The following is a 23,102-nucleotide window of genomic DNA, read 5'->3' as shown; positions in this document are numbered from 1 at the left end:
GTCAGAGGGGGTGCAGGTCGATGAGGGGCGTGCCGTAGCCGACCGCGATGCCGCTTTCCACATGGCGCGCGTCGACGATGCCGGCCTGCGGTGCGGTCACGGGCAGCAGCAGCGGGCCGATCTGGAGCAGGCCGATGACCTGGCCGGCTTCCACGCGCTGGCCGATGCGTGTCAAAGGAGCGGTCGCCAGCGGATGGCTGTGCAGGAACGCGCCGACCGAAGGGGCCTTGACCGATACGAGTTCGGCTTCGTCGTCTTCCTCTGGCAGCTCGACGATCTCGTCGCCTTGTCTGCCGAGACGCAGGGTTCCGTGGGGCGTGCGCAGTTCGAGCAGGCCGATGTCTGTGTTCGCCAGCCAGGCTGCCAGTTGGGTGACGCGTTGTGCCGTGTACTGCATGTCAGGCTTTCGGGGCAGTTCGTTCGGGACGGGTGAACAGGCCGCCGGGTGCTCCCCGATGAAGCGCCACCACACGCGCCACCTTGTCGAGCCAGCCGCGCACTTCGTCCAGCGCAGCCAACGCCTCGTCCCACGTGGTCTCGATGAAACGAACCCGGCTGCCGATGGGCGCCTGGCCGAGCCGCCACATGTCGGCCTCGATCACGGTGCCGAACTTGGGGTAGCCGCCCGAGGGCTGGGCGTCGCGCATCTGGACGATGGGCTGGCCGCTGTGGGGCACCTGGATGACGCCGGGCACGATGCCGTGCGAGCGCAACTCCATCGGCGCGATGGGGCGCAAGGCCTCGCCTTCGAGGCGGTAGCCGTAACGGTCGCTCTGGGGGGTGATCTTCCAGTCGGCGGACCAGAAGGCCTCGCGCGATTTGGGTTCGAAGGCCAGGTATTCGGCCGCGGGGAGCACACGCACTGCCGGCACGCCGTCGCGCTGCAGCGGCAATGCGAGGGCGGGAGGAACAAGGCCGAAGCCTGTGCGGCATGGCTGTGTGGCGCCCGCAGCGCGCAGCACATCGCCCCGCCTCAGAGCGCGCCCTTCGTGGCCGCCGAACGCGCCGCGCAACTGCGTGCTGCGCGAGCCCAGCACCTCGGGCACGTCGATGCCGCCGGCCACGCACAGCATCGCTCGGCTGCCGCGCTGCGCACCGCCCTGCGGCAAACCCAGCGTCAGCACCTGGCCGGCGCGGGCCTGGTGCACCCACCAGGGCAGGAGCGGCTGGTCGTCGAGCCGTGCAGCGCAGTCGGCGCCGGTGAGCGCGAAGGCGCAGTCTTCGGCGAAGCGCACCTTGAACGGGAACACCGGCACCTCGACGGCCGCCACGCTCAGTTCATTGCCCAGCAACAGGTTGCCGGCGGCCAACGCCAGGTTGTCCATGGCGCCCGAAGTGCCCACACCCCAGCGCAGGCTGCCGGTGCGGCCCAGGTCCTGCACGGTGGCGAGCGCCGCGGACGAAAGGATCTCGATCATCGGACGATGCCCTCCACGCGAAAGCGGATCATGTCGCCCGGCTGCAGCATAGCGGGCGGGTCTTGCGCCGGGTCGAAGAACACCATCGACGTGCTGCCGATGGTGTTCCAGCCGCTGGGGCCGGCCGAGGCCGACACGCCGGTCTGCGCGCCGCCGATGGACACCGCGCCGCCAGGAATGCTGAGCACCGGCACCTTGCGGCGCGGGGTGGCGATGCGCGGGTCCATGCCGCCCAGGTAGCAATAGCCGGGGTGGCTGCCCAGCGCATACACCGGGTACAGCGGCGCGCTGTGCAGCTCGACGATGGCCTCCACGCTCAGACCGGTGTGCGCCACCACGTCGGCCATGTGCGGGCCGCCCTCGCCGCCGTAGACCACGGGCAGCTCGACCACGCGGCCTTCGCGCTGCAAGGCGGTGGCGGCGGCCCAGGCGTCGTGCAGGCGCCCGCGCAGCGCATCGAGCTGGCGCGGCGGCCGGGTGAAGGTGAGCATCAGGTTGTTCATGCCCGGCACGGCTTCGCGCACCTCGGGCCAGGTCTCGGCCTCGTGGGCCAGCGCCCAGATGCGCTGCTGCGAGGGCAGGCTCATGGCGCCGGGCGCTTCGAACAGCAGCGCGGTGGTGCCGAGCAGGCTGGTGCACGGCGCGTCAGAAGGCGAGGAGGAAGATGCCTGTGCGCTCACGCCGCGCTCCTTTGCTGCAGCCAGCGTTCGAGGTGGTGGATGTCGACGCCGCCGGCGGCAAAGCCTTCGTCGCGCAGCAGCGCGCGGTGCAGCGGCACGTTGGTGGCAATGCCCTCCACATGCGTCTCGGCAAGCGCCAGGCGCATGCGCGCGAGCGCGTCGGCGCGGGTGTCGCCGTGCACGATGAGCTTGGCGATCATCGAGTCGTAGTACGGCGGCACGCGGTAGCCGGCGCCCGCGTGCGAGTCGACCCGCACGCCGAAGCCGCCGGGCACCTGCCAGCCGGTGATGCGCCCGGGCGCGGGCGCGAAGGTGTCGGGGTTCTCGGCGTTGATGCGGCACTCGATGGCGTGGCCCTGGCAGCGCACCTCGGCCTGCGCGATCTGCAGCCGCTCGCCGCGGGCCATGCGCAGCTGCTGCTGCACGATGTCGATGCCCGTGGTCATTTCGGTGACCGTGTGCTCGACCTGCAGGCGGGTGTTCATCTCGATGAAATAGAAGGCGCCGCGCTCGTACAGGAACTCGAAGGTGCCCACGCCGCAGTAGCCGATCTGCCGGCACGCGGCGGCGCAGCGCTCGCCCACCTCGGCCATCAGCGCCTCGTCGATGCCGGGCGCGGGCGCCTCCTCGATCACCTTCTGGTGGCGCCGCTGCAGCGAGCAGTCGCGGCTGCCCAGCCACACCGCGTGGCCGTGGCTGTCGGCCAGCACCTGCACCTCGACATGGCGCGGGTGCAGCAGAAACTTCTCGATGTAGACCTCGGCGTTGCCGAAGGCCTGGCGCGCCTCTTCGCGCGTGAGGGCCATGGCGTCGAGCAGCGCGGCCTCTTCGTGCACCACGCGCATGCCGCGCCCGCCGCCGCCGCCCGCGGCCTTCACGATCACCGGGTAGCCGATGTCGCGTGCCAGCGCCTGCACGGCGGCCGGGTCGCCGGGCAGCGGCTCGTCGGGGCCGGGCACGCAGGGCACGCCGGCCTTGCGCATCGCGCGCTTGGCCGAGACCTTGTCGCCCATGGTGCGGATGCACCGGGCGCTCGGGCCGATGAAGACCAGGCCGGCCTCCTCGATGCGCGCGGCGAAGCCCGCGTTCTCCGACAGGAAACCGTAGCCGGGGTGGATGGCCTGCGCGCCGCTCACCTCGGCGGCGAACAGGATGGCGGACTGGTTCAGGTAGCTCAGCCCCGGCGCGGCCGGCCCGATGCACAGCGCCTGGTCGGCCTGCGCGACGTACAGGGCGTCGCGGTCGGCCTCGGAGTGCACGACCACCGTGCGCAGGCCCAGGCCCCGGCAGGCGCGCTGGATGCGCAGGGCGATTTCGCCGCGGTTGGCAATGAGCACGGTATCGAACATGGCGCGTGCCTCCTCAGTTGAAGCGGAACAGGAGCTGGCCCGCTTCCACTTCCTGGCCCGAACGGGCGAGCACCTGCCGCACGGTGCCCGCGCGCTCGGCGCGAACCTCGTTGAACATCTTCATGGCCTCGACCACGCACAGCAGCTGGCCGGCTTCCACCGCCTGGCCCTGTTGTACGAAAGGCGGCTCGCCGGGGGCGGGCTGCAGGTGCACCACGCCGTGCAGCGGGGCGAGGCACTCGGTGCCGGCCGTGGCCGATGCCGTCGTTTCTTCCAGCGCATGTCGCGGCGCCTTGCGTGCGGCAGGCCGGCTTCGCGCGGCGGGCGCGGCGCCCGGCGCCGACAGCTTCACCAGCCGCAGCGTGCTGCCGTTTTCGCTGAACTCCAGTTCCGCCAGGTCCGATGCGGCCAAAGCGTCGATGAGCGTCTTGATCTGTTCCTGCTTCATGCCCGGGGCTGTGGTGGCCGACGCGTTCCGCGAACGCGTGACGGCATGCATGAAAGGTAACGGGCCGCGGCCACAAAGCCCAAGACGGAATGGCTGTGCCGGGATAAGGGTGGCTTATGACGGGCGCCCTGCCCTGCTCATGACAGTGCCGACAGCTCCGGCTCGGGCGTCGAAGCAACGGTGGCGGCCAGGTCGACCACCAGCTCGAGCAGGATGTCTTTCACGGCTTGCGCGGGCTCCGACAGCGGCAGGTGGTCGGACTGGCACAGCGCCAGCGGCGCCTCGATGACCGGGTCGACGATGGGGAATTGCCAGGCTCCGCAGCTCGCGACCACCTCGCGCGCCATCGACGCGGGCAGGATGGTGGCGCCCAGCCCGTCGGCAATGGCCGCGGTGAGCGTGAAGGCCGATTCGATCTCGGCCACCACCCGCGGCACCATGCCGGCGCGCACGAAGGCGGAATCCACCAGTTTGCGCACCACGTTGTACGGGCGCGGCAGAAAAAGCTCGATGTCGCGCAGGTCGACCAGCTTCACCGGCTGCGAGGGCGCGGGCATCGACGCCGGGCCGACCAGGTACAGCGGCTCCTTGAGCAGCGGCACGAACGCCAGGCCGTGGATGGCCTTGTCGCCGTACAGCACGGCCAGGTCCATGCGGCCGTTCATGATGAGCTCGCTCAGCGTGGTGCCGTAGTTCTCGTTCAGGTAGAGCAGGATGCCCGGGTGGCGCGCGCGCACGGTGCGCAAAAGCGGCAGCGACAGCGCCGAGGCGGCCGTGCCGGGTGCCAGCCCCACCGACACCTGGCCCGAGAGCCCCTCGCCGGCCGCTTCCATGTCGACACGGGCCTGCTCGCACTGGCGCAGGATGATCTGCGCATGGCGGTACAGCACCTTGCCGGCCTCGGTGGGCGTCACGCCGCGCTTGGTGCGCACCAGCAATTGCTGGCGCACCTCGCCCTCGAGCGTGGCCAGTTGCTGGCTCAGCGCGGGCTGGGCGATGAAAAGGACTTCGGCGGCCTGCGTGAGGCTGCCGATGTCCACGATCTTCACGAAATATTTGAGGCGTCGCAGGTTCACGCCTTGTCCCCAAGCAAAACCCAAGCCTAGCACCGCGCTTTGGCGGCGGGTATCGGGGATCGCCATAGTCATAAGCTGCGCCTATACGACCAGTGCAATCTCGTCTTGGCCTCGCGGGGTCGATGTGCGTACCGTTCGGTGCATGCCATCCCCAACCCAGGAAGCCGCGTGACCACCTCCCGCATTGCCGCCCGCGTGCGGCGCATCAAGCCCTCGCCCAGCACCTCGGCCGCCGACCGCGCCAACGAACTGCGCCGCCAAGGCAAGTCGATCGTGAACCTCGTCGTGGGCGAGCCCGACTTCGACACGCCGCCCCACATCCGCCAGGCCGCGGCCGCCGCCATCGAGCGCGGCGCCACGCGCTACACGCTGATGGCCGGCACGGTGGAGTTGCGCGAGGCCATCGCGGCCAAGCTGGAGCGGGAGAACGGCCTGCGCTACGCGATGAACGAGATCATCGCCACCAGCGGCGCCAAGAGCGCGATCTACAACGCGTTCGCGATCACGCTGGAGCCGGGCGACGAGGTGATCATTCCCGCGCCCTATTGGGTGTCGTACCCCGACATGGTGCTGGCCTGCGAAGGCACGCCCGTCACCGTGGCCTGCCCCGAGGCCGCCGGCTTCAAGCTGACGCCCGCGCAGCTGGAGGCCGCCATCACGCCGCGCACGCGCTGGCTGCTGATCAACTCGCCGAGCAACCCGACGGGCGCGAGCTACACCGCCGCCGAGTACCGCGCGCTGGCCGAGGTGCTGGAGCGCCACCCGCACGTGATGGTGATGACCGACGACATCTACGAGCACATCCGCTTCGACGGCGAGCCCACGCCGCACATCCTGGCGGTGGCGCCCGCGCTGCGCGAGCGCACGCTGGTGGTGAACGGTGTCTCCAAGACCTATGCGATGACGGGCTGGCGCATCGGCTACGCGGCCGGGCCGGCGGACCTCGTCAAGGCGCTGGACACGCTGCTGTCGCAGTCCACCGGCAACTGCTGCTCGGTGAGCCAGGCAGCTGCCGCAGCGGCGCTGAACGGCGACCAGGGCTTCGTGGCCGAGAGCGTGGTGGTCTACAAGCAGCGGCGCGACCGCACGCTGGCACTCGTCAACGACATTCCCGGCCTGAGCTGCGCCACGCCGCCCGGTGCCTTCTACCTGTACATCAACTGCGGCGGCCTGATCGGCAAGACCACGCCCGAGGGCAAGCGCCTGGACGCGGACGGCGACGTGGTGATGTACCTGCTCGAGAGCGAAGGCGTGGCCGTGGTCGCGGGCACCGCGTACGGGCTGTCGCCGTACTTCCGGCTTTCCATTGCCACGTCGATCGAGACGCTGGAAGAAGGCTGCACGCGCATCGCGCGGGCCGTGGCCGCGCTGCGCTGACGCGCGCCGGACTCCGTCACCCCAAAAAGAACACAAGGACAACGCCATGCCCTACAAGGCCATTCTGAAGAACCCGTCGGCACCGCAAGCAGACCCCGCCCACATCGCCGCGCTGCACGACATTGCGGTGGCCGCGCTCAGCGACAACATGCACCGCAACATCGGCAGCGTGGGCCTGCAGCCCTACCACCGCCCCGGCCCCAAGACCATGGCGGGCACGGCCGTGACCGTGAAGACGCGGGGCGGCGACAACTTCACGATGATGCGGGCCTTCGAGTTCTGCCGGCCCGGCGACGTGCTGGTGATCGACGCGGGCGGCGACGTGACCAACGCGGTCATCGGCGGCATCCTGTCGTTCTATGCCGCGACCATCGGCACCGTGGGCGTGGTGCTCGACGGCGCCATTCGCGACGTGGCCGAGATCCGCGAGCGAGACTACCCGGTGTACGCGCGCGGCGTGAACCACCGCGGCCCGTACAAGGACGGCCCGGGCGAGATCAACGTGCCGGTGTCGGTGGGTGGCATGGTGGTGAACCCGGGCGACATCGTGGTGGGCGACCAGGACGGGCTGATGGCGTTTGCGCCCGCCGATGCCGATTGGCTGATCGAGAAGGCACGCGCGCACCTGGAGACCGAGGCGCGCACGATACAGGCCATGAAGGAAGGCCGCTGGGACCGCTCGTTCCTGGATGCGCTAGAAGCGCGCTGCGCGAACTAGCACTCCCCCGGGCGTCGCGCACTTCGTGTCGCTGCGCCTTCGCTCACCAGCGCCCACAGCGCTTCCGCCACCGGCGCCATGAGCGCCTGCTGGCGGTACAGGCGAATGTCCACCGGCACGCGCCAGCCGCCCGCGCCGGCGTCGACCAGCGTGCCGCTGCGCAGGTCGTCCGCCACCAGGCTCATCGGCAGCCACGCGAGGCCGCGGCCTTCGAGCGCCATGGTGCGCAGCAGCGCGGCATGGTGCGCCGTGAACACGACCGGGAGCGAGGCGGCGAAGTCCTTGCCCAATTCGCTGTCCTGCATGGCACGCATGATCCGGCCGAGCCCCGAGGCCTCGCTGTAGGCCAGCACGGCGGGCGCCTTGCCAGAGCCCAGCGCATGCAGCGGCGCACCGTTCACATCGGCGGCGGACACCGGCACCAGCACGTCTTCGCTCAATCGCTGCACGGGGTACTGCGCCTCGTCGAGCCGGCCCGGCGCGCCCGCGTGGCCGTGGCACAGCACGAACTGCACGCGGCGCTGCAGCATCAGGTCTTCGCAGGCGAACGAGCTGTCGGAGATGGTCTGGATCGGCCCCATGCTCAAGCGCGCTTCCACGCCGGAGAGCCAGCGCGGAAAGAAGGTGAGCGACAGCACGTGCGTGGCCGCGAAGCTCAGGCTGGCCGCGTCGAGGTCGTGCGCCGCGCGGGCCTTGATGCGCGCGGCTTCCAGGCCGGCCAGCACGTCCTGAGCAGCGGCTGGAAGCGCTTGCCCGCCGCCGTGAGCGCGGTGGGGTGGGCGCTGCGGTCGAACAGGTCGACGCCCACCCACTCTTCCAGCGAACGAATGTGGCGGCTGAACGCGGGCTGGGCGATGGAGCGCGCCTGCGCGGCGCGCGAGAAATTGCCGCTGTCGGCCAGGGCCAGGAAATCTTCCAGCCATTCGAGGTCGAGGGGTCGGTTGCCGGGGCCCATGCGCTGCGCGGTTGAATAGTTGTATGCGATTCGAGTATTGGACGGCTCGCCGCCCGCCGGAAAAAGATGCACCCCTCGGCGCACTTCTCGGCGCACCTCGAACCACAACGGAGACACAGCATGCCATCCATCGCGAATTATCGCGGGATCATTCCCGCCATTTCCTGCCCCTTCACCGCCGACCACCGCATCGACGAGCCGGCCCTGCGCAAGCTGGCGTCGTGGCTCGCCGGCCATGAGGGCGTGGTGGCCGTCATGACCAACGGCCACACCGGCGAGGTGTTCTCGCTGACGCCGTCGGAGCGCGCCGAGGTGACGCGCATCGTGGCCGACGAACTGCGCGGGCGCATGCCGGTGATTTCGTCGATCGTGTGCGAAGGCCTGGCCGAAGCCGCCGAGCATGCGCGCGCCGCGCAGGCCGCGGGCGCGGCGGCGCTCGACGTGATGCCGCCGCACCACTGGCTGCGCTTCGGCTTCACGCCCGGCCATGCGCTGCAGTACTTCGAGGCGATCCACCGCGCCGCGCCCGAACTCGACCTGGTCTGCCACGTGTACCCGGCCTGGACGCGCGCCTCGTACTCGTCGCAACTGCTGGCCGAGCTGGCCCGCCTGCCCTACCTGCAGGCCTTCAAGGTCGGCCAGCGCGACATGAACAAGTACGCCCGCGACATCCAGGCGATCCGCGAGGCCGACGCGTCCAAGGCCATCCTGACCTGCCACGACGAGTACCTGCTGGCCTCCATGGTGCAGGGCGTGGACGGTGCGCTGGTCGGCTTCGCGACCTTCATTCCGCAACTGATCATCGACCTGTGGAACGCGGTGAAGGCCGGCGACCTGAAGAAGGCCATGGCGGTGCAGGCGCTCATCACGCCGCTGAAGGACGCGGTGTACGGCGGCGGCGAGCCGACCGGCGAGGCGCATGCGCGCATGAAGGGCGGCATGTTCCTGGCCGGCGTGCTCGACAACGCCACCGTGCGCCCGCCGACCGAAGCGCCGAACGCGCGCGAGATGGACGCGCTGCGCGCCGCCGTCGAACACGCCGGCCTGTCGAAGCGCTGAGCGCGCCGCGCCCGGCAACGGGCTCCGCGCACCGAAGAAAAACCACCAGGAGACAAGAGACATGCAACGCAACCATTTCCTGCGGGCCACGCTGGCCGCCCTCGCGCTGGCCGCGGCGTCCAGCGGCTTCGCCCAGACCTGGCCCACCCGCGCGGTGCGCATGGTGATTCCGTTTCCGCCGGGCGGCACGCTGGACACCATCGGCCGCCTGCTGGCGCAGAAACTGGGCGAGCAGACCGGCCAGACCTTCATCGTGGAGAACCGGGCCGGCGGCAACGGCATCATCGGCGCCGACGTGGTGTCCAAGGCGCCGGCGGACGGCTACACGCTGCTGTTCAACGCCTCGACCTTCACCACCGCGCCGATGACCATGAAGGCCGTGCCCTACGACGTGGTGAAGGACTTCGCGCCGGTGGCGCTGGTGGCCAAGGCCCCGCTGTCGGTGGCCGTGAACAAGAACCTGCCGGTGACCGACGTGAAGTCGCTCATCGCCTATGCCAAGGCGCACCCGGGCAAGATGACCTTCGCGGTCGGCTCCATCGGATCGGCGGGCCACCTGTCGACCGAGCTGCTCAAGCGCGCGGGCGGCGGGCTCGACTACCTGATCGTGCCGTACAAGGGCACGGCGCCGGCGTTCCAGGACCTGATAGGCGGGCAGATCGACGGCTTCATCGACCCCATCCTCGGTTCGCTGCAGTACCACAAGAGCGGCATGGTGAAGGTGATTGCCGTGACCTCGGCCGCGCGCGCCACCAGCCTGCCGAACGTGCCCACGGTGGGCGAGAGCATTCCGGGCTACGAGTTCTACAGCTGGTACGGCCTGTGGGGGCCGGCGAAGTTGCCGAGCGCCGTCACGCAGCGGCTGAACGCCGAGGTCAACAAGGCGCTGGGCACCGACATGCGCGAGACGCTCAATGCGCAAGGCCTGCTGCTCACGCCCGGCAGCGTGGACGACTTCGTCAAGTTCCAGGCCGAGGACATGGCACGCTCGAAGAAGATCATCGTGGAGGGCAACATCCATGTCGAATGAGCCCACCCCGCATGCCGTGGTCACGGGCAGCAGCGGCGGCATCGGACGGGCCATCGCGTCGCGGCTGCTCGAAGAAGGCTGGCGCGTGAGCGGGCTCGACCTGGCGGCGCCCACGCTGTCCCACGCGGGCTTCGCGCATGTGGCGGTGGACCTGTGCGATGCCGATGCCATCGCGCGCACGGCGGCCGCACTGCAAGACGCCGATGCGCTGGTGCACGCGGCCGGCGTGCTGCGCGTGGGCCTGCTGGGCGCGCTCGACCATGCGGGCGGCGAGCTGATGTGGCGCCTGCATGTCGACGCGGCCACCCGGCTGGCCGACGCGCTCGTGCCCGCGATGGCCGCGCGCGGCCACGGCCGCGTGGTGTTCGTCGGCAGCCGCGTCGCGCAGGGCCTGCCCGGTCGCGGCCAGTACGCCGCCACCAAGGCGGCGCTGATCGCGCTCGCGCGCAGCTGGGCGGCGGAAGTCGCGGCGCAGGGCGTGACCGTCAACGTGGTATCGCCCGGCGCCACGCAGACCTCGATGCTGCAGGACCCGGCCCGCGCGGGCAGCGCGCCGCGCCTGCCGCCCATCGGCCGGCTGATCCAGCCGGAAGAAATTGCCGCGCTGGTGGGCTTTCTGCTCTCGCCGCCGGCCGCCGCCATCACAGGGCAGGACGTCGCCATCTGCGGCGGCTCGTCGCTGCACCGCTGAACGCGTTCTTTTCCTTTTTTTCATCCACCCGAAACCGACCATGAAAATCGTCAACATCCTCGAGTCCACGCGCCCCATCAAGTCGGACATCCGAAACGCCTACATCGACTTCTCGAAGATGACGCTGAGCCTGGTGGCCGTGGTCACCGACGTGATTCGCGACGGCAAGCCGGTCATCGGCTACGGTTTCAACTCCAACGGGCGCTACGGCCAAGGCGGGCTGATCCGCGAGCGCTTTTTGCCGCGCCTGCTGGAGGCCGAGCCCGCGTCGCTGCTCGACGAGACCGGCGAGAACCTGGACCCGCACAAGATCTGGGCCCGCATGATGATCAACGAGAAGCCCGGCGGCCACGGCGAGCGCTCGGTGGCGGTGGGCACCATCGACATGGCCGTGTGGGACGCCACCGCCAAGATCGCGGGCCAGCCGCTGTACCAGTTGCTGGCCGAGCGCTACGGCACCGGCACGCCCGACCCGCGCGTGTTCGTCTACGCGGCGGGCGGCTACTACCACCCCGGCAAGGGCGTGGAAGGCCTGCAGCGCGAGATGACCAGCTACCTGGAGCGCGGCTACTCGGTGGTGAAGATGAAGATCGGCGGCGCCACGCTGGCCGAAGACTGCGCGCGCATCGAGTCGGTGCTGAAGATCCTCGGGCCCGGCCGGCAGCTGGCGGTGGACGCCAACGGCCGCTTCGACCTGGAGACCGCCGTCGACTACGGCCGCGCGCTGTCGCAGTACCCGCTGTTCTGGTACGAGGAAGCCGGCGACCCGCTCGACTACGAACTGCAGGCGAAGTTGGGCGAGGTGTACGCCGGCCCGATGGCCACGGGCGAGAACCTGTTCTCGATGCAGGACGCGCGCAACCTCATTCGCCACGGCGGCATGCGGCCCGACCGCGACTGGCTGCAGTTCGACTGCGCGCTGAGCTACGGGCTGGTGGAGTACCTGCGCACGCTCGACATGCTGAAGACGCATGGCTGGTCGCCCTCGCGCTGCATTCCGCACGGCGGCCACCAGATGTCGCTGGCCATCGCGGCCGGCCTGGGCCTGGGCGGCAACGAGAGCTACCCCGACCTGTTCCAGCCTTACGGCGGCTTCCCCGACGGCGTGAAGGTGCAGAACGGCTACGTCACGCTGCCGCCGCTGCCGGGCATCGGCTTCGAGGGCAAGGCCGATCTCATTGCCGAGATGCGGGCACTGGCCGCCTGAATCGGCGCGGCGTCAGGGCTGGAAACCCGAGCGGCGTACGACGGGCTCCCATTGCTGGCGATACGTTTTCAGCATCTGCGCGGTCTCGGCCGCCGTGCTGACCACGGACGTGATGTACAGCGCGTCGGCCGCCTTCTGCAGGCCCGGGTCTTTCATGACGTCGTGGATCGCACCGGCCAGCAGCTGCACCTTGGCAGGCGTCATCGTGCTGGGCGCGAAGAAGGTGTTCCAGCCGTCGGCGTCGATCTTCATGCCGGCCTCGCGGAAGGTCGGGATGTTGGGCGCGAAGCTCGCGCGCTTCTTGCCCGACACGGCCAGGATGCGCACCTTGCCTGCCACGTGCTGCGCATAGAGCGAGTCGAGCGTGTCGATGGCAATCGGCAGGCTGCCCCCGATCAGGTCGGCCGACAGCGGCGCCGAGCCGCCGTAGCCCTTGATCTGCGGCTGCACGCTCAGCGCGTCGCCCACCATCAGGCCGAAGAAGTGAGGCAGGCTGCCGGTGGCCGGCACGCCGAAAACGGCTTCTTCGGGGTGTGCCCACAGCCGGCCCACCAGGAACATCGCGCGGTCGAGCTGCAGCTTGTTGCCCACCGCCAGCGCGAAGTCGTAGCTGCTGACCTGCGAGACGGGCACGAAGTCCTTGTCGGGGTCGTAGCCGGCGTCCTTGAACACCAGCGGCGCCACCACCATCACGGCGGGGTTGCCGAGCATCAGCACGTTCTGCCCCGCGGGCGTGCGCTTCACTTCCTTGGCCGCGAGCCGCCCGCCTTCGCCGGGACGGTTTTCCACGGTGACCTTCACGCCGAGCCTGGGCGTCAGCCGCTCGGCGATCAGGCGCGCGATGCGGTCGGTGCTGCCGCCGGCCGCATAGCCGACCACCAGGGTCAGCGGGCCGTCCAGCGCGGGCGCCTGCGCGTGGGCGGTGTGCGCGGCGGGAGCGCAAGCGGCCAGGGCCACGCCCCATGCCATGAGTTGTCGCCTGGAAAAGAATGCGGGCATGAAGTGTCCTGCGGGCAGTTGTCGGTGTCGGGGATGGGCACGCGCGCAACGTCTTCACAGCGAGAATCACCCGCCACGTTGTGTTGCTGTTCGTGCAAATTTGTTACCGAGTTATACGGAAGCACAAACAGTTGATCTAATCCATCACCTGTTCGCCGAGGCGGGCGGACCACACTCTTGCCGCCCGTTAACCCATCCGTATGCAAGCTTTCCCCGACGCAGACGCCTTGCGCGCGCCCCGCTCCCTGGACGACCTGCTGCTGTACCGCCTGGCGCGTGCCATGCGCGCGGGCAGCGGCATGGCCACGCGGCTGGTCGAGGGCGGTTTCGGCATCACGCGGCGCGAGTGGGGAATGATCGCCACGCTCGCGCAGGAAGGCGAGATGACCTCGTCCGTGCTGGCCGCGAACCTGCACCTGGACCGCGTGCGCACGTCGCGCGGACTGCGCAGCCTGGTCGAGAAGAAGCTGGTCGAACGACGGCAGGATTCGGAAGACAGGCGCGAGGTGCATGTGCGCCTGAGCGCGTCGGGCCAGCAGCTTTTCGGCCAGCTGTTTCCGCGCATCGCGGGGCTGAACACCGGCCTGCTGGAAGGCATCGCGCCCGCCGACCTCGATGTCTTTCTGCGTTGCCTGCGGCACCTGGAACAGCGCGGCAGCGAACTGGTGGCACAGGGCGCCGTCGCGGAAAAGGCCGACCGGCGCTCGGGCGGCACGCGGCACCGGTGGCCGGAGCGCGGCTGAGGCCTGGGCCTGGCCCGGCCCCGCAGCGTCTTTTTTTGCCTTGTCAGGCTTCGACGTTGAGCGTGCCGCCGATGGGCACGCCGTTGGCGTTGGTGCGGAACGCGCTGTTGCTGTTGCTGCTGCTCGATCCCGTTTCGTTCTTCACGGCGTCGATCTGCTGCTCCGCGCTTTTCTGCATCGCCGCCGCCTGAATCGCCTTCAGCTGCGCCTGCAGCATGGCGAGCTGGGTGTTGAGCGACTCCAGCTGCTGCTGAACCGCCTTGCGCGCATCGCCTTCGGGCGTTTCGACCAAGGTCTTCTGCGTGGCGGTGATCTGCTTTTGCGTAGCGACGATCTGGCGCTGGATCTTCGCGACTTCGGCGGCGGTGCCGCTCCCTGTTCCGGCTGTGCTCGAAGCACCGATGGCGGTCAGCATGGACGTCCTCTGTTGTTGTGTGGATGAAGGACTATCGGCAGGTTCGGGGGGAAATGTAGGGGCGCACAAGCATCGGTTGGGTCGACGAGAGGCGTTGCGTGGTCGGGGCAACCCGTTTCTGCAGATTCGGCAAGACCGAGCCCGAGGTGTGCCTGAAACTGAAACGGACCCCGAAGGGTCCGTTTTCTAGAGAAAAGCCAGCGACGTTACTTGGGTGAGTAGGTCATCTTGGTCACGACCATTGGCGCCTTCGGGTCGAGTCCCTTGAGGAATTGGCCTCGATAAGGGCCTTCGGCCGCCACCCAGAACTCATTGGCGAATTCTTTTGTAAGCACCGAACCGCCAATTGTCATCTTCAGCGAAAGCTTGCACGTATCGAATGTGCCCATCGCGGTTTCCAGTTTTTCACGGCCGATGTAGGTGAGTTCGGCATTCGCTTGCAGGGAAGTCGTCGCGCCACTTCGACCGTTGAGAACCTCTTTTTTCGATACAGAAGTTTGTTGCTTCACGACCTGACCGGATTTGATGTCGACCGGAAACGAGAACGGCGGCTCATAGGTCTGGGTCACGTAAGAAGCATTTCCCGAAGGAAATACGGAAGGGAACGCGGCCGCAACTTTCGGATCGATCGTATTTTTGTAGGTTGCCGACTTTCCGTAGAGCAGGATGTTGCCGTTCGCAAAGTCCTTGTATTCTTTCTTGACAGTGCTTTGCCGATACTGCGCCGAATCGACAGTTTCCGAAGCCACGTTGAAGGCAACCGGATTGGCGCCGGCAAACGCCTCGCGGCCCTCGGTGACGGTCTTGCGGTGGAAGGAGGCCGTCGCGGGATCCGCTCCTGGCTTCACTGCGTCGAATTCCAGAAGCGTGCCTTCGCGGAAATCGGCCTCGTTGAAGCACGGCGCCGAACTGTCTACCACCGCAGGGGCCGGCTGTTCGGGTGCGGGTGAAACCGGCAATGTGGCAAATCCTTCCGGACCTCCTCCGCCACCGCCACATGCGGAAATGAATGCAGCCGCGGCTGCAATGGCAACCAGTCGCGCGCGCGGCATGTTGCTGGTATTTTCTCGGTTCAATTTCTTCTCCCTTTTTAGTGAGTTCCAATTTTGAGGGAGGCTTTCCGCTGGTTGCCGACAGCGACGTTTGGTCTGAGTGAATCAGCATTGCCCAAGCGAGAAAAAGTCACAAACTTTCTCGCTTAATCTCATGAATGGCATTCATGAGAAATGAAAATTTTCAAGTTGCCGAAAGACAGCAAAGGCGCGGTCGAATTCGAAGAGGGAGACGATCCGGTCGTCAGCAAAAGTTGGTATTTATTGGCATCTCTCGCGCTGTGCGAAACAGGCTGAGCGGTCACTGCAGGCTCGATCAACCCCAGATCAGGGCCTCGCGAGGCACGAACTCACACCCCCTGCCTACAATCGACCCCTTCTGCGGCTCGCCGTGACACCCGCAACTCACAAAGGCACCGCATGCAAGACCACTATCTCGCCTTGGGTGTCAGCAGCAGCGCGAGTGCGGCGGACATCAAGAAGGCCTACCGCCAACAAGCCGCCCGGCTCCACCCGGACCGCAACCCTGCGCCGGACGCCGCCACACGTTTCCGTGCTGCCCAGGAGGCCTACGACATCCTTGGCGACAGCGCCAAGCGGGAGACCTACGACAACAACCGCAAGCGCAACCTGCTGGACGATCCACTGCAAACCGCGCGCGGCATCTGGGCAGACTATTTCCACCGGCTCATCTAGGTCTCGATGCACGTATCCCCCTTCTTCCACAACCTGAATTCCGCGTACCTGGCTGAACTCGACGACATGCGCCACGACTCCGAGGGGCATTTCGTGCTGGAGCGGCGGCTGGCCGAGCGGCGCAGCGAGCTCGCGTTCCTGGTTCACATGCTGGAGGTCGCGCCCGAGATGGTGGCAGTCGTGCTGCACAAGGCTTTCCACTTCACGTCCATCCCGGCCATGGACCAGTTGCTCGCTTGCGAGCCCGGAGACCTGGCGGCCTGGGAGAGCCTGCGGAAGACCATCGAGATCGCACCGTGGGCCAGGCCGACCGTGCAGCTGCTGCGTGAGCAGGCCGCCGGCGACCGCTTCCTGAGCGTGGCTGCCGCGCTGGAGTACATGGCGGGCAGCCCCCGGCACGCGCCCGCCCATGCAGGCGACGAAGACGACAGCGAAAAAGACGCGACCAACGCCGACGACGACACGAACGACCGCCAGCCCCTGTCGGCCGACGACCTGGACGACGCCGACGGCCAGACCCGCGAGGACGCTCGCGCCGACTGGATGGCCGACCAGGGTTTCGACCGCAAAGACTGAGCAGACCGGCACGCAAGACATCCACCGCAATGAACCACCTCGCCCTGATCACGAAGACCCGCAGCCTGATTGCCGCAGGCGACATTGCCGGCGCCGAGTCCGCCCTCACCGAACTGGCGGACACCGAGGGCGACAGCGCGCTGATGGTGGTGCTCGACCAGCTGGCGCCCAAGGACATCCTCGCGGTGATGCGCGAGTACGACCCGTCCCGGGAGTCGGTCGTGAGCCTGCTGGTCACCCCCGCACAGTTCGCGCATGCCATCGTGATCGAGAAGCGCTACAAGGACCTCACCCACACGCACCTGCGCGGCATGGTGAACGCCATCGTCTTCCGGGAGGACGCGGACCCGGTGGCGTTCCTGACCGCTGTGGGCGATCTGGAGGGCGGCAGCGAAGCCATGGCGAACTACTTCGCCCAGAAATGGGCGCGCATCGAATCCTTCGCCCGCAGCGGGACCTTCGACACCGCGGAGGAAGACGGCGAGATGCTCTCCGAGACCGAGCTGCTGGCGTCAGCGTATGCCACCCCCCAGGTCTCGCTGGACGAGGTGGCCGACCAGGACTGGATGGAGCTGGCCTGGCGCATGCGCCACGAGTGCCCCGACCTCTTCACCGAGACCTTGCTGGTCCTGCGTGCGCAGGCACGCGCCCATGACCTCGGCGTGGGGGACGACGAAGAGACCGTTGAAGCAGAAGACACGCGCGTGGAGACCAGCGACACCGATCGGGGCCGCAGCACACCGGCGGCACGCGACGACGAGGAAGAGTCGGCGATCTGACGGCGCCAGCCACAGCGACTGAATGCACGATGCCCGCGATGCCCACGCCCCACCACACCGCCCCAGACAGCACCCCCCAGGCCATCGCGCTGTTCGACGGGCGGCCCTTTTTTGAGAAGGCCCTGCAGCATGGCGTGCGCCACGGCATCATCGGGCCCGCGAAGCTGGCCGCCATGTGCCAGGAAGCGCCCAAGGGCATGGTGCAGATCGCGCGTTATTTCGGCACCGAGTACCTGCTTCCTGACCTGGAGCGCGCCAGGGACAGGCTGATCAACCTGGTGAGCCTGTACCTGGAGCACTCGACTGGGGGCGACCTGGACCAGGCCGCCGAGTCCCTGCGGGACCACAGTCTGCTGTCGCGCTCCAAGGGCGGTTCGGACATGCTCAAGGCGCTGATCGCCATGCCCAAGAGCAGCCATTTCGGCATGCAGGCGCATGGGGTCTTCGAGACCAAGCACATCCCGTTGCTCGCCAAGTGGTCGCTGCGCAGCCTGCACGAGTACCGCGCCGAGTGCACCGCCCGCAGCCACGCGACCACCCTGGTGGAAGCTGCCGTGTGGATGGCGGCCCAGCTGGGTATGGATGCCGATGACCTGGAGGATGCCGGCAGAGATGCGGAAGCGGTGGTCCGCACGGCGCTGCTGGTGCGCGCATGCCGACGCAACACCATGCCGGACTGGGCCGCATTCCAGAAGATGGTGGTGGGTCTGCGCAAGAAACATGCACCACGAGCCGGTGACCTGGCGACGCCGGTCCCCATGAGCTTGCCCAGAGATCTGCCGGCAGCCTACCTGGAGGTGGTGCAGTCGGTGCAGGCCTCTGTCATGCAGGACATGCCAAGAATCCTGGATGCCACGCTCGACGTGTACAAACTCTTCGACCAGACGCCGGCCTTCCTGGGCCGCTATTTCTGGTTCGAAGACACCCTGGCCGACCTGGACCATCTCGAGCGCGGCAACAGCGTCTTGTGGGAGAAGGCCACCGAGGGCCACACCGACGACAGTTCGCTGCTGACACTGTTCCTGCGCATCGCCACGCACGGCAAACACACCACGCTACTCACCAGGAAGACCGCAGCCAGCCTGGTCAAGAAGATCCGGACATCGGGCCTCGATACCGATCTGCCCCGGCAGTTCGTGCTGCAGCACGCCCCCGTTCAGTTGCAGGGCGACTACCTGCACCTGTGGAATGCCTTCATCGAAGAGGCCGAGCCCCTCCTGCGCAGCGACCGGGTGCAAGCCACCGAGGATGCGCTGGCGCTGCTGCACCAAGAGTGCAATATCGCCGGGTAGGCCGAAAGCGACGTCGCCGGTGGAAGGTAACCAGCTTGGGGCCGAGCCGCGGCGCGTGCCGAGCACGAGAAGTGTGCGCAGGGCCTAGGGAAGGTCTTGTGCGGGGGCCTCCCGGATTGCGGGAACTCGTGTGCAGGCGGATATGCCTGCTGGCCCTGATGGTTTTCGCTGACGGGATTCCCATCTGAACATCGAGCTTGGCGCTCTTGTTCCCTGTCGGAGTGTTCCCGTCCTGGTCGCGCATCGCTGCGTTACACTTTGAGACATTCAAAACCAACACAACGGCGCATCCGCGTGGGCGCCCTCCGTGCTGCTGAAACCGACACCCATGCAACCCCGAAAAATCCTTGGCCTCGTGGCCTGCGCACTGCTCACGCTGAACCTCGCTGCCTGTGGTGGCGGTAGCGACCGGGCTGCGAGCGCGCCCGTCCTCCCTGCCGCGCCGAACTCGCAGGACTCGCCCGTCACCTACAAAATCGGTGGCACCGTGGCCTATGGGCAGCCCGTCGGCGGGCAGGTCGTCCAGGTCAGGGATTCAACAGGCACGGTCTGCGCCTCTGCGACGACCGCCGCCGATGGCAGCTACGCCGCGGACACCACGCGCTGCGCCCCAGGGTCTGCCGCTGTCTCCCTGCAGAACTACACGACGCCTGCAGGCGCACCGCTCGTTGCGGTCGCGGTTCCGCCGCAGGGTTTCACGGTCATCAGCGGCGTTGTCAACATCGATCCGTTGACCACGCTGATCTCGTACGCGGCCGCCGGCCTCGTCACCGACGCAGCGGTGCTCGTCGGCAATGCGCAGGTGTTGGCGCTGCTGCCGAAGGTCACTCCGGCGCAGTACCAGCAAGCGAGAACGTCGGTGCTGATCGCACCGTTGCTGCAACGGCTACAGAGTGACCATGGGGTCGACACGTCCACCTTCGATCCAGGCACGACGCCGTTCGTGGCGGACGGCCGAGGCATCGACGGCTTCTTCGATGCCTACCCGCTGACCGCCACGCCGACGAGCGTCCAGTTGCAGGCGCCCGGATCGATCGGCCCGCTGGTTCGGGTGATGCTCCCCGTCACGCCGGGCAGCGGTGCCGTCGTGACCTCGACCACGGCGTACAACATCGGCGGCACGACCACCGGACTGACGGCGGGCGATTCGCTCGTCTTGCTGCTCAACGGCGCCAACGCCTTCACGGTCGTCGCCAATGGCAACTTCACGTTTCCGACGCCTGTGGCCAGCACCTATGCGGTCACGGTGGGCACGCAGCCCGTCGGCAAGACCTGCACGGTGTCCAACGGTTCGGGCGCAGGCATCGCTGCCAGCGTCTCGAACATCGCCGTCACCTGTTCCGCGCTGACCTACAAGGTCGGCGGTTCGGTCTTCGGGCTGACCGGCACGCTCACGCTGCTGAACAACGGCACCGACGCGAAGACCGTCAACGCCAATGGCGCCTTCGTCTTCGCCGCGCCAGTCGCGTGGCACGGCGGCAGCAACGTCACGGTCGGCACCCAACCGGCTGGCCAGACCTGTACCGTGACGAACGGCCTGCAACTCAATGTCGCGGCCGATGTCTCCAACATCAACATTCTTTGCGCGACCCATACCTACACCATCGGCGGCACGGTCAATGGATTGAGCGGCACGCTCACGCTGCAGAACAACGGTGCCGATTCGCTCGTGCTCACTGCCGACGGCGCATTCGCCTTCGCGACACCGGTCGCGTCGTCGAGCGGCTACAGCGTCACGGTGAGTGCACAGCCCGCGGGCCAGACCTGCACGGTCGGCAGCGGCTCGGGTGCGAATGTCGCGGCCAACGTCACCAATGTCGTCATCACCTGCGCGACCACGCCGCAACCCGTGTTCATCTACGTGCCGGACTATGGCAACAACCGGGTGCTGGGCTACCGCCTCGACACCAACACCGGCGCCTTCCAGACGATTTCCGGCGGTCCCTTCGCTGCCGGCACCGACCCTCGCTGGGTGTCGACCGCGACCACGCCGGGCGGCACCTTCCTGTACGCCACCAACCAGGCGACCAACGATGTCTCCGGGTATCGCGTCGACATGTCCACCGGCGCGCTCACGCCGCTTTCGGGCAGCCCTTTCGCGACGGGCGCACAGCCTGGGGCGATCACCATCCATCCGGCCGGTACCTTCGCCTATGTGGCCAACCAGCAGGGAGGCAGCGTGTCGGGCTATGCGATCGATCAGGCCAACGGCGCGCTCACGCCCATGACCGGAAGCCCGTTCGCTGCGGGCACGATTCCGATCCGCATCGCCCTGAATCCGGCGGGCACCTTCGCGTATGTCGCGAACCAGAACGGAGGCAACGTCTCCGGCTACCGCATCGATCCAACCTCAGGCGCGCTCACTCCGCTTGCGGGCAGCCCGTTCGCGAATACCGGCAGCCCTCGTTCTGTCACGGTCCACCCGGGCGGTGCCTTCGCCTACGTGGCGAACGACGAAGCCAGCATCTCCGGATTCAACATCGATCCGGGCACCGGCGCGCTCACGCCCATGGCCGGCAGCCCCTTTGCCGGCGCCGACCCGACCTTCGGGTGGCGTGCGATCGCGGTCAATCCGGCGGGCACCTATGCCTATGCGAGTGCGGGCGAGAACGGCCCGCTGCTGGTGTTCGGCATCGACCCGGGCACCGGCGTGCTCACCAGCTTGCCAGGCAACACCTTCCAAGCCAATACCGGCGATGGTCCCCTGTACACGACCTTCGACGCGACCGGCGACTTGGCGTATGTCGGCAACTTCATCACGATCACGCTCGCGCTGACGCGCGTCAATCCGCTCACGGGCGCGCTGACGCCTTTGTTCGACAGTCCGTACAACATCGGAGCACGGCCTTACAACTTGGCGGTGGTAAAGCCCTAATTCGACGGCGCAGCTGCGGTCTGCCGACACCCGGCCCAGGGCCGAGTTCGGCTCTGATTCACGCCGCTCGCGTCGGGCATCACGGCAGTTCGTCGATAAACGCATTGACGGAGCCGCCGTCACGCTGCGTCATGAGTTCTGTTGCCCCCGGCGGTGCGGGTCAATTGATGGGACGTGTTGCGGCTTGCTATGGCTGCTCAGGGGCTGCAGCGTTAGGCACGCCCAAATGAAAAACACGCCGTGAGGCGCGTCCCGGCATCTTGAAAATGCTTGTCCTGGCGGAGAGTGTGAGATTCGAACTCACGGACGCTTTCACGTCGGCAGTTTTCAAGACTGCTGGTTTAAACCACTCACCCAACTCTCCGGAGCCGACGATTCTAAGCCGCCGGCGCAAGCCTCAATCGCCCTCGGGCAGGAAGATCGTCTGCAGGTCGCTCAGGAAGTCGAGCCCGCGCTCGGTCGGCCACACGCGGAACAGGTCGCGCGCCAGCAGTCCCTTGCGCTCGGCTTCTTCCAGCCCGCGCTGGATCGACGTCATCGCCAGTCCCGTGCGTTCGCTGAACTGTGGCAGCGTAAAGCCCTGCTTCAAGCGCAGCGCATTGAGCATGAATTCGAACGGCAGGTCGGCCAGCGCCACTTCGTCGCTCTGCGACACCGCGGCGCCCGCGAGCGCGTTCTGCATGTACAGGCGCGGCTCGCGGTAGCGCACCTGCCGCACGATGCGGTGCGCAAAGCTCAGCTTGCTGTGCGCGCCGGCGCCAATGCCCAGGTAGTCGCCGAACTGCCAGTAGTTGAGGTTGTGCTGGCACGCATGGCCGTCGCGGGCATAGGCCGACACCTCGTAGCGCGACATGCCCTGCGCACCGGTGCGCTCGGTGATGCGGTCGAGCATGGCGTAGGCGATGTCGTCCTCGGGCAGGGTCGGCGGGAACTTGGCGAACCAGGTGTTCGGCTCGATGGTCAGGTGGTAGATCGAAAGGTGAGGCGGCGCCAGGGCCAGGGCCTGGGTCAGGTCGGCGTCCAGGTCTTCCATGGTCTGGCCCGGCAGCGCGTACATCAGGTCGAGGTTGAAGGTGTCGAACGCCTGCGCGGCCTCTTCCAGCGCGGCGATGGCCTGCGCGCGGTCGTGCACGCGGCCCAGGGCCTTCAGGTGCGCGTCGTTGAAGCTCTGCACGCCGACCGACAGGCGCGTGACGCCCGCGGCGCGGTACGCACGGAAGCGGTCGCGCTCGAAGGTGCCGGGGTTGGCCTCCAGCGTGATCTCGCAGTCGGGCGCGAGCTTCAGGCGCGCGCGCACGTCGCTCAGCAGGCGGTCGATGGCCTGCGGCGAGAACAGGCTGGGCGTGCCGCCGCCGATGAAGATGGTGTGCACGGTGCGGCCCCAGATGAGCGGCAGCGCCGCGTCGAGGTCGGCGACCAGCGCGTCGATGTAGGCCGCTTCAGGAAGCCCGTCGATGTCGGCCTCGGTGGTGGCGCGCCATTCGTGCGAGTTGAAATCGCAGTACGGGCACTTGCGCAGGCACCACGGCAGGTGGATGTACAGCGACAGCGGCGGTAGCGCGGCCAGCTGCAGCGGGCCGGGCCGCATCCAGTGCAGCACGTCGTTGGCCTGGGGCGCGCCCGGGGGCTGCGCCGGCTGGATCGGGAAGACGGTGGCCATCGGCGCC

General features: G+C 67.9%; 23 protein-coding genes, 1 tRNA gene and 1 pseudogene. 13 read left to right on the top strand and 12 right to left on the bottom strand.

All coding sequences use genetic code 11. The features are described 5' to 3' along the window. Position 1: 1 nt before the first annotated feature. The 6 genes from ACSFA5_RS28750 to nac all read right to left on the bottom strand — a co-directional run bounded on the left by ACSFA5_RS28750 (position 2) and on the right by nac (position 4,971). Positions 2 to 397 carry an acetyl-CoA carboxylase biotin carboxyl carrier protein gene (locus tag ACSFA5_RS28750; RefSeq protein ID WP_435447449.1) on the bottom strand — a complete coding sequence of 132 codons (396 nt, stop codon included), beginning with the start codon at positions 395 to 397 and terminating at the stop codon, positions 2 to 4. A gap of 1 nt (position 398) precedes the next feature. Next, positions 399 to 1,418 carry a 5-oxoprolinase subunit C family protein gene (locus ACSFA5_RS28745; protein ID WP_435447448.1) on the bottom strand — a complete coding sequence of 340 codons (1,020 nt, stop codon included), beginning with the start codon at positions 1,416 to 1,418 and terminating at the stop codon, positions 399 to 401. After that, the gene (pxpB, locus tag ACSFA5_RS28740; protein WP_435447447.1) at positions 1,415 to 2,098 is read right to left on the bottom strand and encodes a 5-oxoprolinase subunit PxpB; all 684 of its coding nucleotides are present in this window, start codon (positions 2,096 to 2,098) and stop codon (positions 1,415 to 1,417) included. Before pxpB ends, ACSFA5_RS28745 begins: the two co-directional genes overlap by 4 nt. After that, positions 2,095 to 3,447 (bottom strand): acetyl-CoA carboxylase biotin carboxylase subunit, encoded by a 1,353-nt coding sequence (accC, locus tag ACSFA5_RS28735; RefSeq protein WP_435447446.1) that lies wholly within the window; start codon positions 3,445 to 3,447, stop codon positions 2,095 to 2,097. The genes pxpB and accC overlap by 4 nt, the downstream gene beginning before the upstream one ends. A 13-nt stretch (positions 3,448 to 3,460) precedes the next feature. After that, positions 3,461 to 3,895, bottom strand: a complete 435-nt coding sequence (locus tag ACSFA5_RS28730; protein WP_435447445.1) for an acetyl-CoA carboxylase biotin carboxyl carrier protein — start codon at positions 3,893 to 3,895, stop codon at positions 3,461 to 3,463. Between the two features lie 137 nt (positions 3,896 to 4,032). After that, on the bottom strand, positions 4,033 to 4,971 hold the full coding sequence (gene nac / locus ACSFA5_RS28725; protein WP_435447444.1) for a nitrogen assimilation transcriptional regulator NAC: 939 nt from the start codon (positions 4,969 to 4,971) through the stop codon (positions 4,033 to 4,035). Between the two features lie 168 nt (positions 4,972 to 5,139). Between nac and ACSFA5_RS28720 the strand changes: the two genes are divergently transcribed. Together ACSFA5_RS28720 and ACSFA5_RS28715 are read left to right on the top strand one after the other, a co-directional pair. Further along, positions 5,140 to 6,348 carry an aspartate transaminase gene (locus tag ACSFA5_RS28720; RefSeq protein ID WP_435447443.1) on the top strand — a complete coding sequence of 403 codons (1,209 nt, stop codon included), beginning with the start codon at positions 5,140 to 5,142 and terminating at the stop codon, positions 6,346 to 6,348. Positions 6,349 to 6,394: 46 nt separating this feature from the next. Further along, positions 6,395 to 7,066 carry an RraA family protein gene (locus tag ACSFA5_RS28715; protein WP_435447442.1) on the top strand — a complete coding sequence of 224 codons (672 nt, stop codon included), beginning with the start codon at positions 6,395 to 6,397 and terminating at the stop codon, positions 7,064 to 7,066. On the opposite strand, the pseudogene ACSFA5_RS28710 reads toward ACSFA5_RS28715, so the two are convergent. Beyond that, positions 7,063 to 8,021 (bottom strand): annotated as a pseudogene (locus tag ACSFA5_RS28710) (LysR family transcriptional regulator). The gene ACSFA5_RS28715 and the pseudogene ACSFA5_RS28710 sit on opposite strands and share 4 nt — an antisense overlap. A 120-nt stretch (positions 8,022 to 8,141) precedes the next feature. On the opposite strand from ACSFA5_RS28710, the gene ACSFA5_RS28705 reads away from it, so the two are divergent. From ACSFA5_RS28705 to ACSFA5_RS28690, 4 genes are all read left to right on the top strand, one after another. Continuing rightward, positions 8,142 to 9,080 (top strand): dihydrodipicolinate synthase family protein, encoded by a 939-nt coding sequence (locus tag ACSFA5_RS28705; protein ID WP_435447441.1) that lies wholly within the window; start codon positions 8,142 to 8,144, stop codon positions 9,078 to 9,080. 61 nt (positions 9,081 to 9,141) lie between these two features. Continuing rightward, positions 9,142 to 10,110, top strand: a complete 969-nt coding sequence (locus tag ACSFA5_RS28700) for a Bug family tripartite tricarboxylate transporter substrate binding protein (protein WP_435447440.1) — start codon at positions 9,142 to 9,144, stop codon at positions 10,108 to 10,110. Next, complete coding sequence (locus tag ACSFA5_RS28695; protein WP_435447439.1) at positions 10,100 to 10,801, top strand: SDR family NAD(P)-dependent oxidoreductase; 702 nt, start codon at positions 10,100 to 10,102, stop codon at positions 10,799 to 10,801. The genes ACSFA5_RS28700 and ACSFA5_RS28695 overlap by 11 nt, the downstream gene beginning before the upstream one ends. Positions 10,802 to 10,841: 40 nt before the next feature. Further along, positions 10,842 to 12,008, top strand: a complete 1,167-nt coding sequence (locus ACSFA5_RS28690; RefSeq protein ID WP_435447438.1) for a mandelate racemase/muconate lactonizing enzyme family protein — start codon at positions 10,842 to 10,844, stop codon at positions 12,006 to 12,008. A gap of 12 nt (positions 12,009 to 12,020) precedes the next feature. On the opposite strand, the gene ACSFA5_RS28685 is transcribed toward ACSFA5_RS28690, so the two are convergent. Next, positions 12,021 to 13,007 carry a tripartite tricarboxylate transporter substrate-binding protein gene (locus tag ACSFA5_RS28685; protein ID WP_435447437.1) on the bottom strand — a complete coding sequence of 329 codons (987 nt, stop codon included), beginning with the start codon at positions 13,005 to 13,007 and terminating at the stop codon, positions 12,021 to 12,023. A 200-nt stretch (positions 13,008 to 13,207) separates the two neighbouring features. On the opposite strand from ACSFA5_RS28685, the gene ACSFA5_RS28680 reads away from it, so the two are divergent. Continuing rightward, positions 13,208 to 13,750, top strand: a complete 543-nt coding sequence (locus ACSFA5_RS28680) for a MarR family winged helix-turn-helix transcriptional regulator (RefSeq protein ID WP_435447436.1) — start codon at positions 13,208 to 13,210, stop codon at positions 13,748 to 13,750. A 43-nt stretch (positions 13,751 to 13,793) separates the two neighbouring features. Here ACSFA5_RS28680 and ACSFA5_RS28675 read toward each other — a convergent pair whose 3' ends face one another. Both ACSFA5_RS28675 and ACSFA5_RS28670 read right to left on the bottom strand, forming a co-directional pair. Further along, complete coding sequence (locus ACSFA5_RS28675) at positions 13,794 to 14,165, bottom strand: FlxA-like family protein (protein ID WP_435447435.1); 372 nt, start codon at positions 14,163 to 14,165, stop codon at positions 13,794 to 13,796. A 206-nt stretch (positions 14,166 to 14,371) separates the two neighbouring features. Continuing rightward, positions 14,372 to 15,241, bottom strand: coding sequence for a DUF3108 domain-containing protein (locus ACSFA5_RS28670; RefSeq protein ID WP_435447434.1), 870 nt, complete (start codon positions 15,239 to 15,241; stop codon positions 14,372 to 14,374). Between the two features lie 150 nt (positions 15,242 to 15,391). Between ACSFA5_RS28670 and ACSFA5_RS28665 the strand changes: the two genes are divergently transcribed. The 6 genes from ACSFA5_RS28665 to ACSFA5_RS28640 all read left to right on the top strand — a co-directional run bounded on the left by ACSFA5_RS28665 (position 15,392) and on the right by ACSFA5_RS28640 (position 21,435). Next, positions 15,392 to 15,514: a hypothetical protein gene (locus ACSFA5_RS28665; RefSeq protein ID WP_435447433.1), complete on the top strand. Its 123-nt coding sequence runs from the start codon at positions 15,392 to 15,394 to the stop codon at positions 15,512 to 15,514. Positions 15,515 to 15,637: 123 nt separating this feature from the next. Continuing rightward, positions 15,638 to 15,913, top strand: coding sequence for a DnaJ domain-containing protein (locus ACSFA5_RS28660; protein ID WP_435447432.1), 276 nt, complete (start codon positions 15,638 to 15,640; stop codon positions 15,911 to 15,913). A 6-nt stretch (positions 15,914 to 15,919) separates the two neighbouring features. After that, entirely contained in the window at positions 15,920 to 16,489 is a 570-nt protein-coding gene (locus ACSFA5_RS28655) for a hypothetical protein (RefSeq protein WP_435447431.1), read from the top strand. A gap of 29 nt (positions 16,490 to 16,518) precedes the next feature. Next, entirely contained in the window at positions 16,519 to 17,268 is a 750-nt protein-coding gene (locus ACSFA5_RS28650; protein WP_435447430.1) for a hypothetical protein, read from the top strand. 38 nt (positions 17,269 to 17,306) lie between these two features. Next, complete coding sequence (locus ACSFA5_RS28645) at positions 17,307 to 18,560, top strand: hypothetical protein (RefSeq protein ID WP_435447429.1); 1,254 nt, start codon at positions 17,307 to 17,309, stop codon at positions 18,558 to 18,560. 328 nt (positions 18,561 to 18,888) lie between these two features. After that, positions 18,889 to 21,435 carry a lactonase family protein gene (locus tag ACSFA5_RS28640; RefSeq protein ID WP_435447428.1) on the top strand — a complete coding sequence of 849 codons (2,547 nt, stop codon included), beginning with the start codon at positions 18,889 to 18,891 and terminating at the stop codon, positions 21,433 to 21,435. A gap of 276 nt (positions 21,436 to 21,711) precedes the next feature. Here ACSFA5_RS28640 and ACSFA5_RS28635 read toward each other — a convergent pair. Both ACSFA5_RS28635 and hemW read right to left on the bottom strand, forming a co-directional pair. Then, positions 21,712 to 21,799, bottom strand: a tRNA-Ser gene (locus ACSFA5_RS28635). Positions 21,800 to 21,832: 33 nt separating this feature from the next. Beyond that, positions 21,833 to 23,095: a radical SAM family heme chaperone HemW gene (gene hemW, locus ACSFA5_RS28630; RefSeq protein ID WP_435447427.1), complete on the bottom strand. Its 1,263-nt coding sequence runs from the start codon at positions 23,093 to 23,095 to the stop codon at positions 21,833 to 21,835. Positions 23,096 to 23,102 lie beyond the last annotated feature (7 nt).

This window comes from Variovorax monticola (assembly GCF_051216855.1).
Classification (GTDB): Bacteria; Pseudomonadota; Gammaproteobacteria; order Burkholderiales; family Burkholderiaceae_C; genus Variovorax.
The sequence above is the reverse complement of the archived record's forward strand: the minus strand, read 5'-3'. Positions and strand labels throughout refer to the sequence as shown.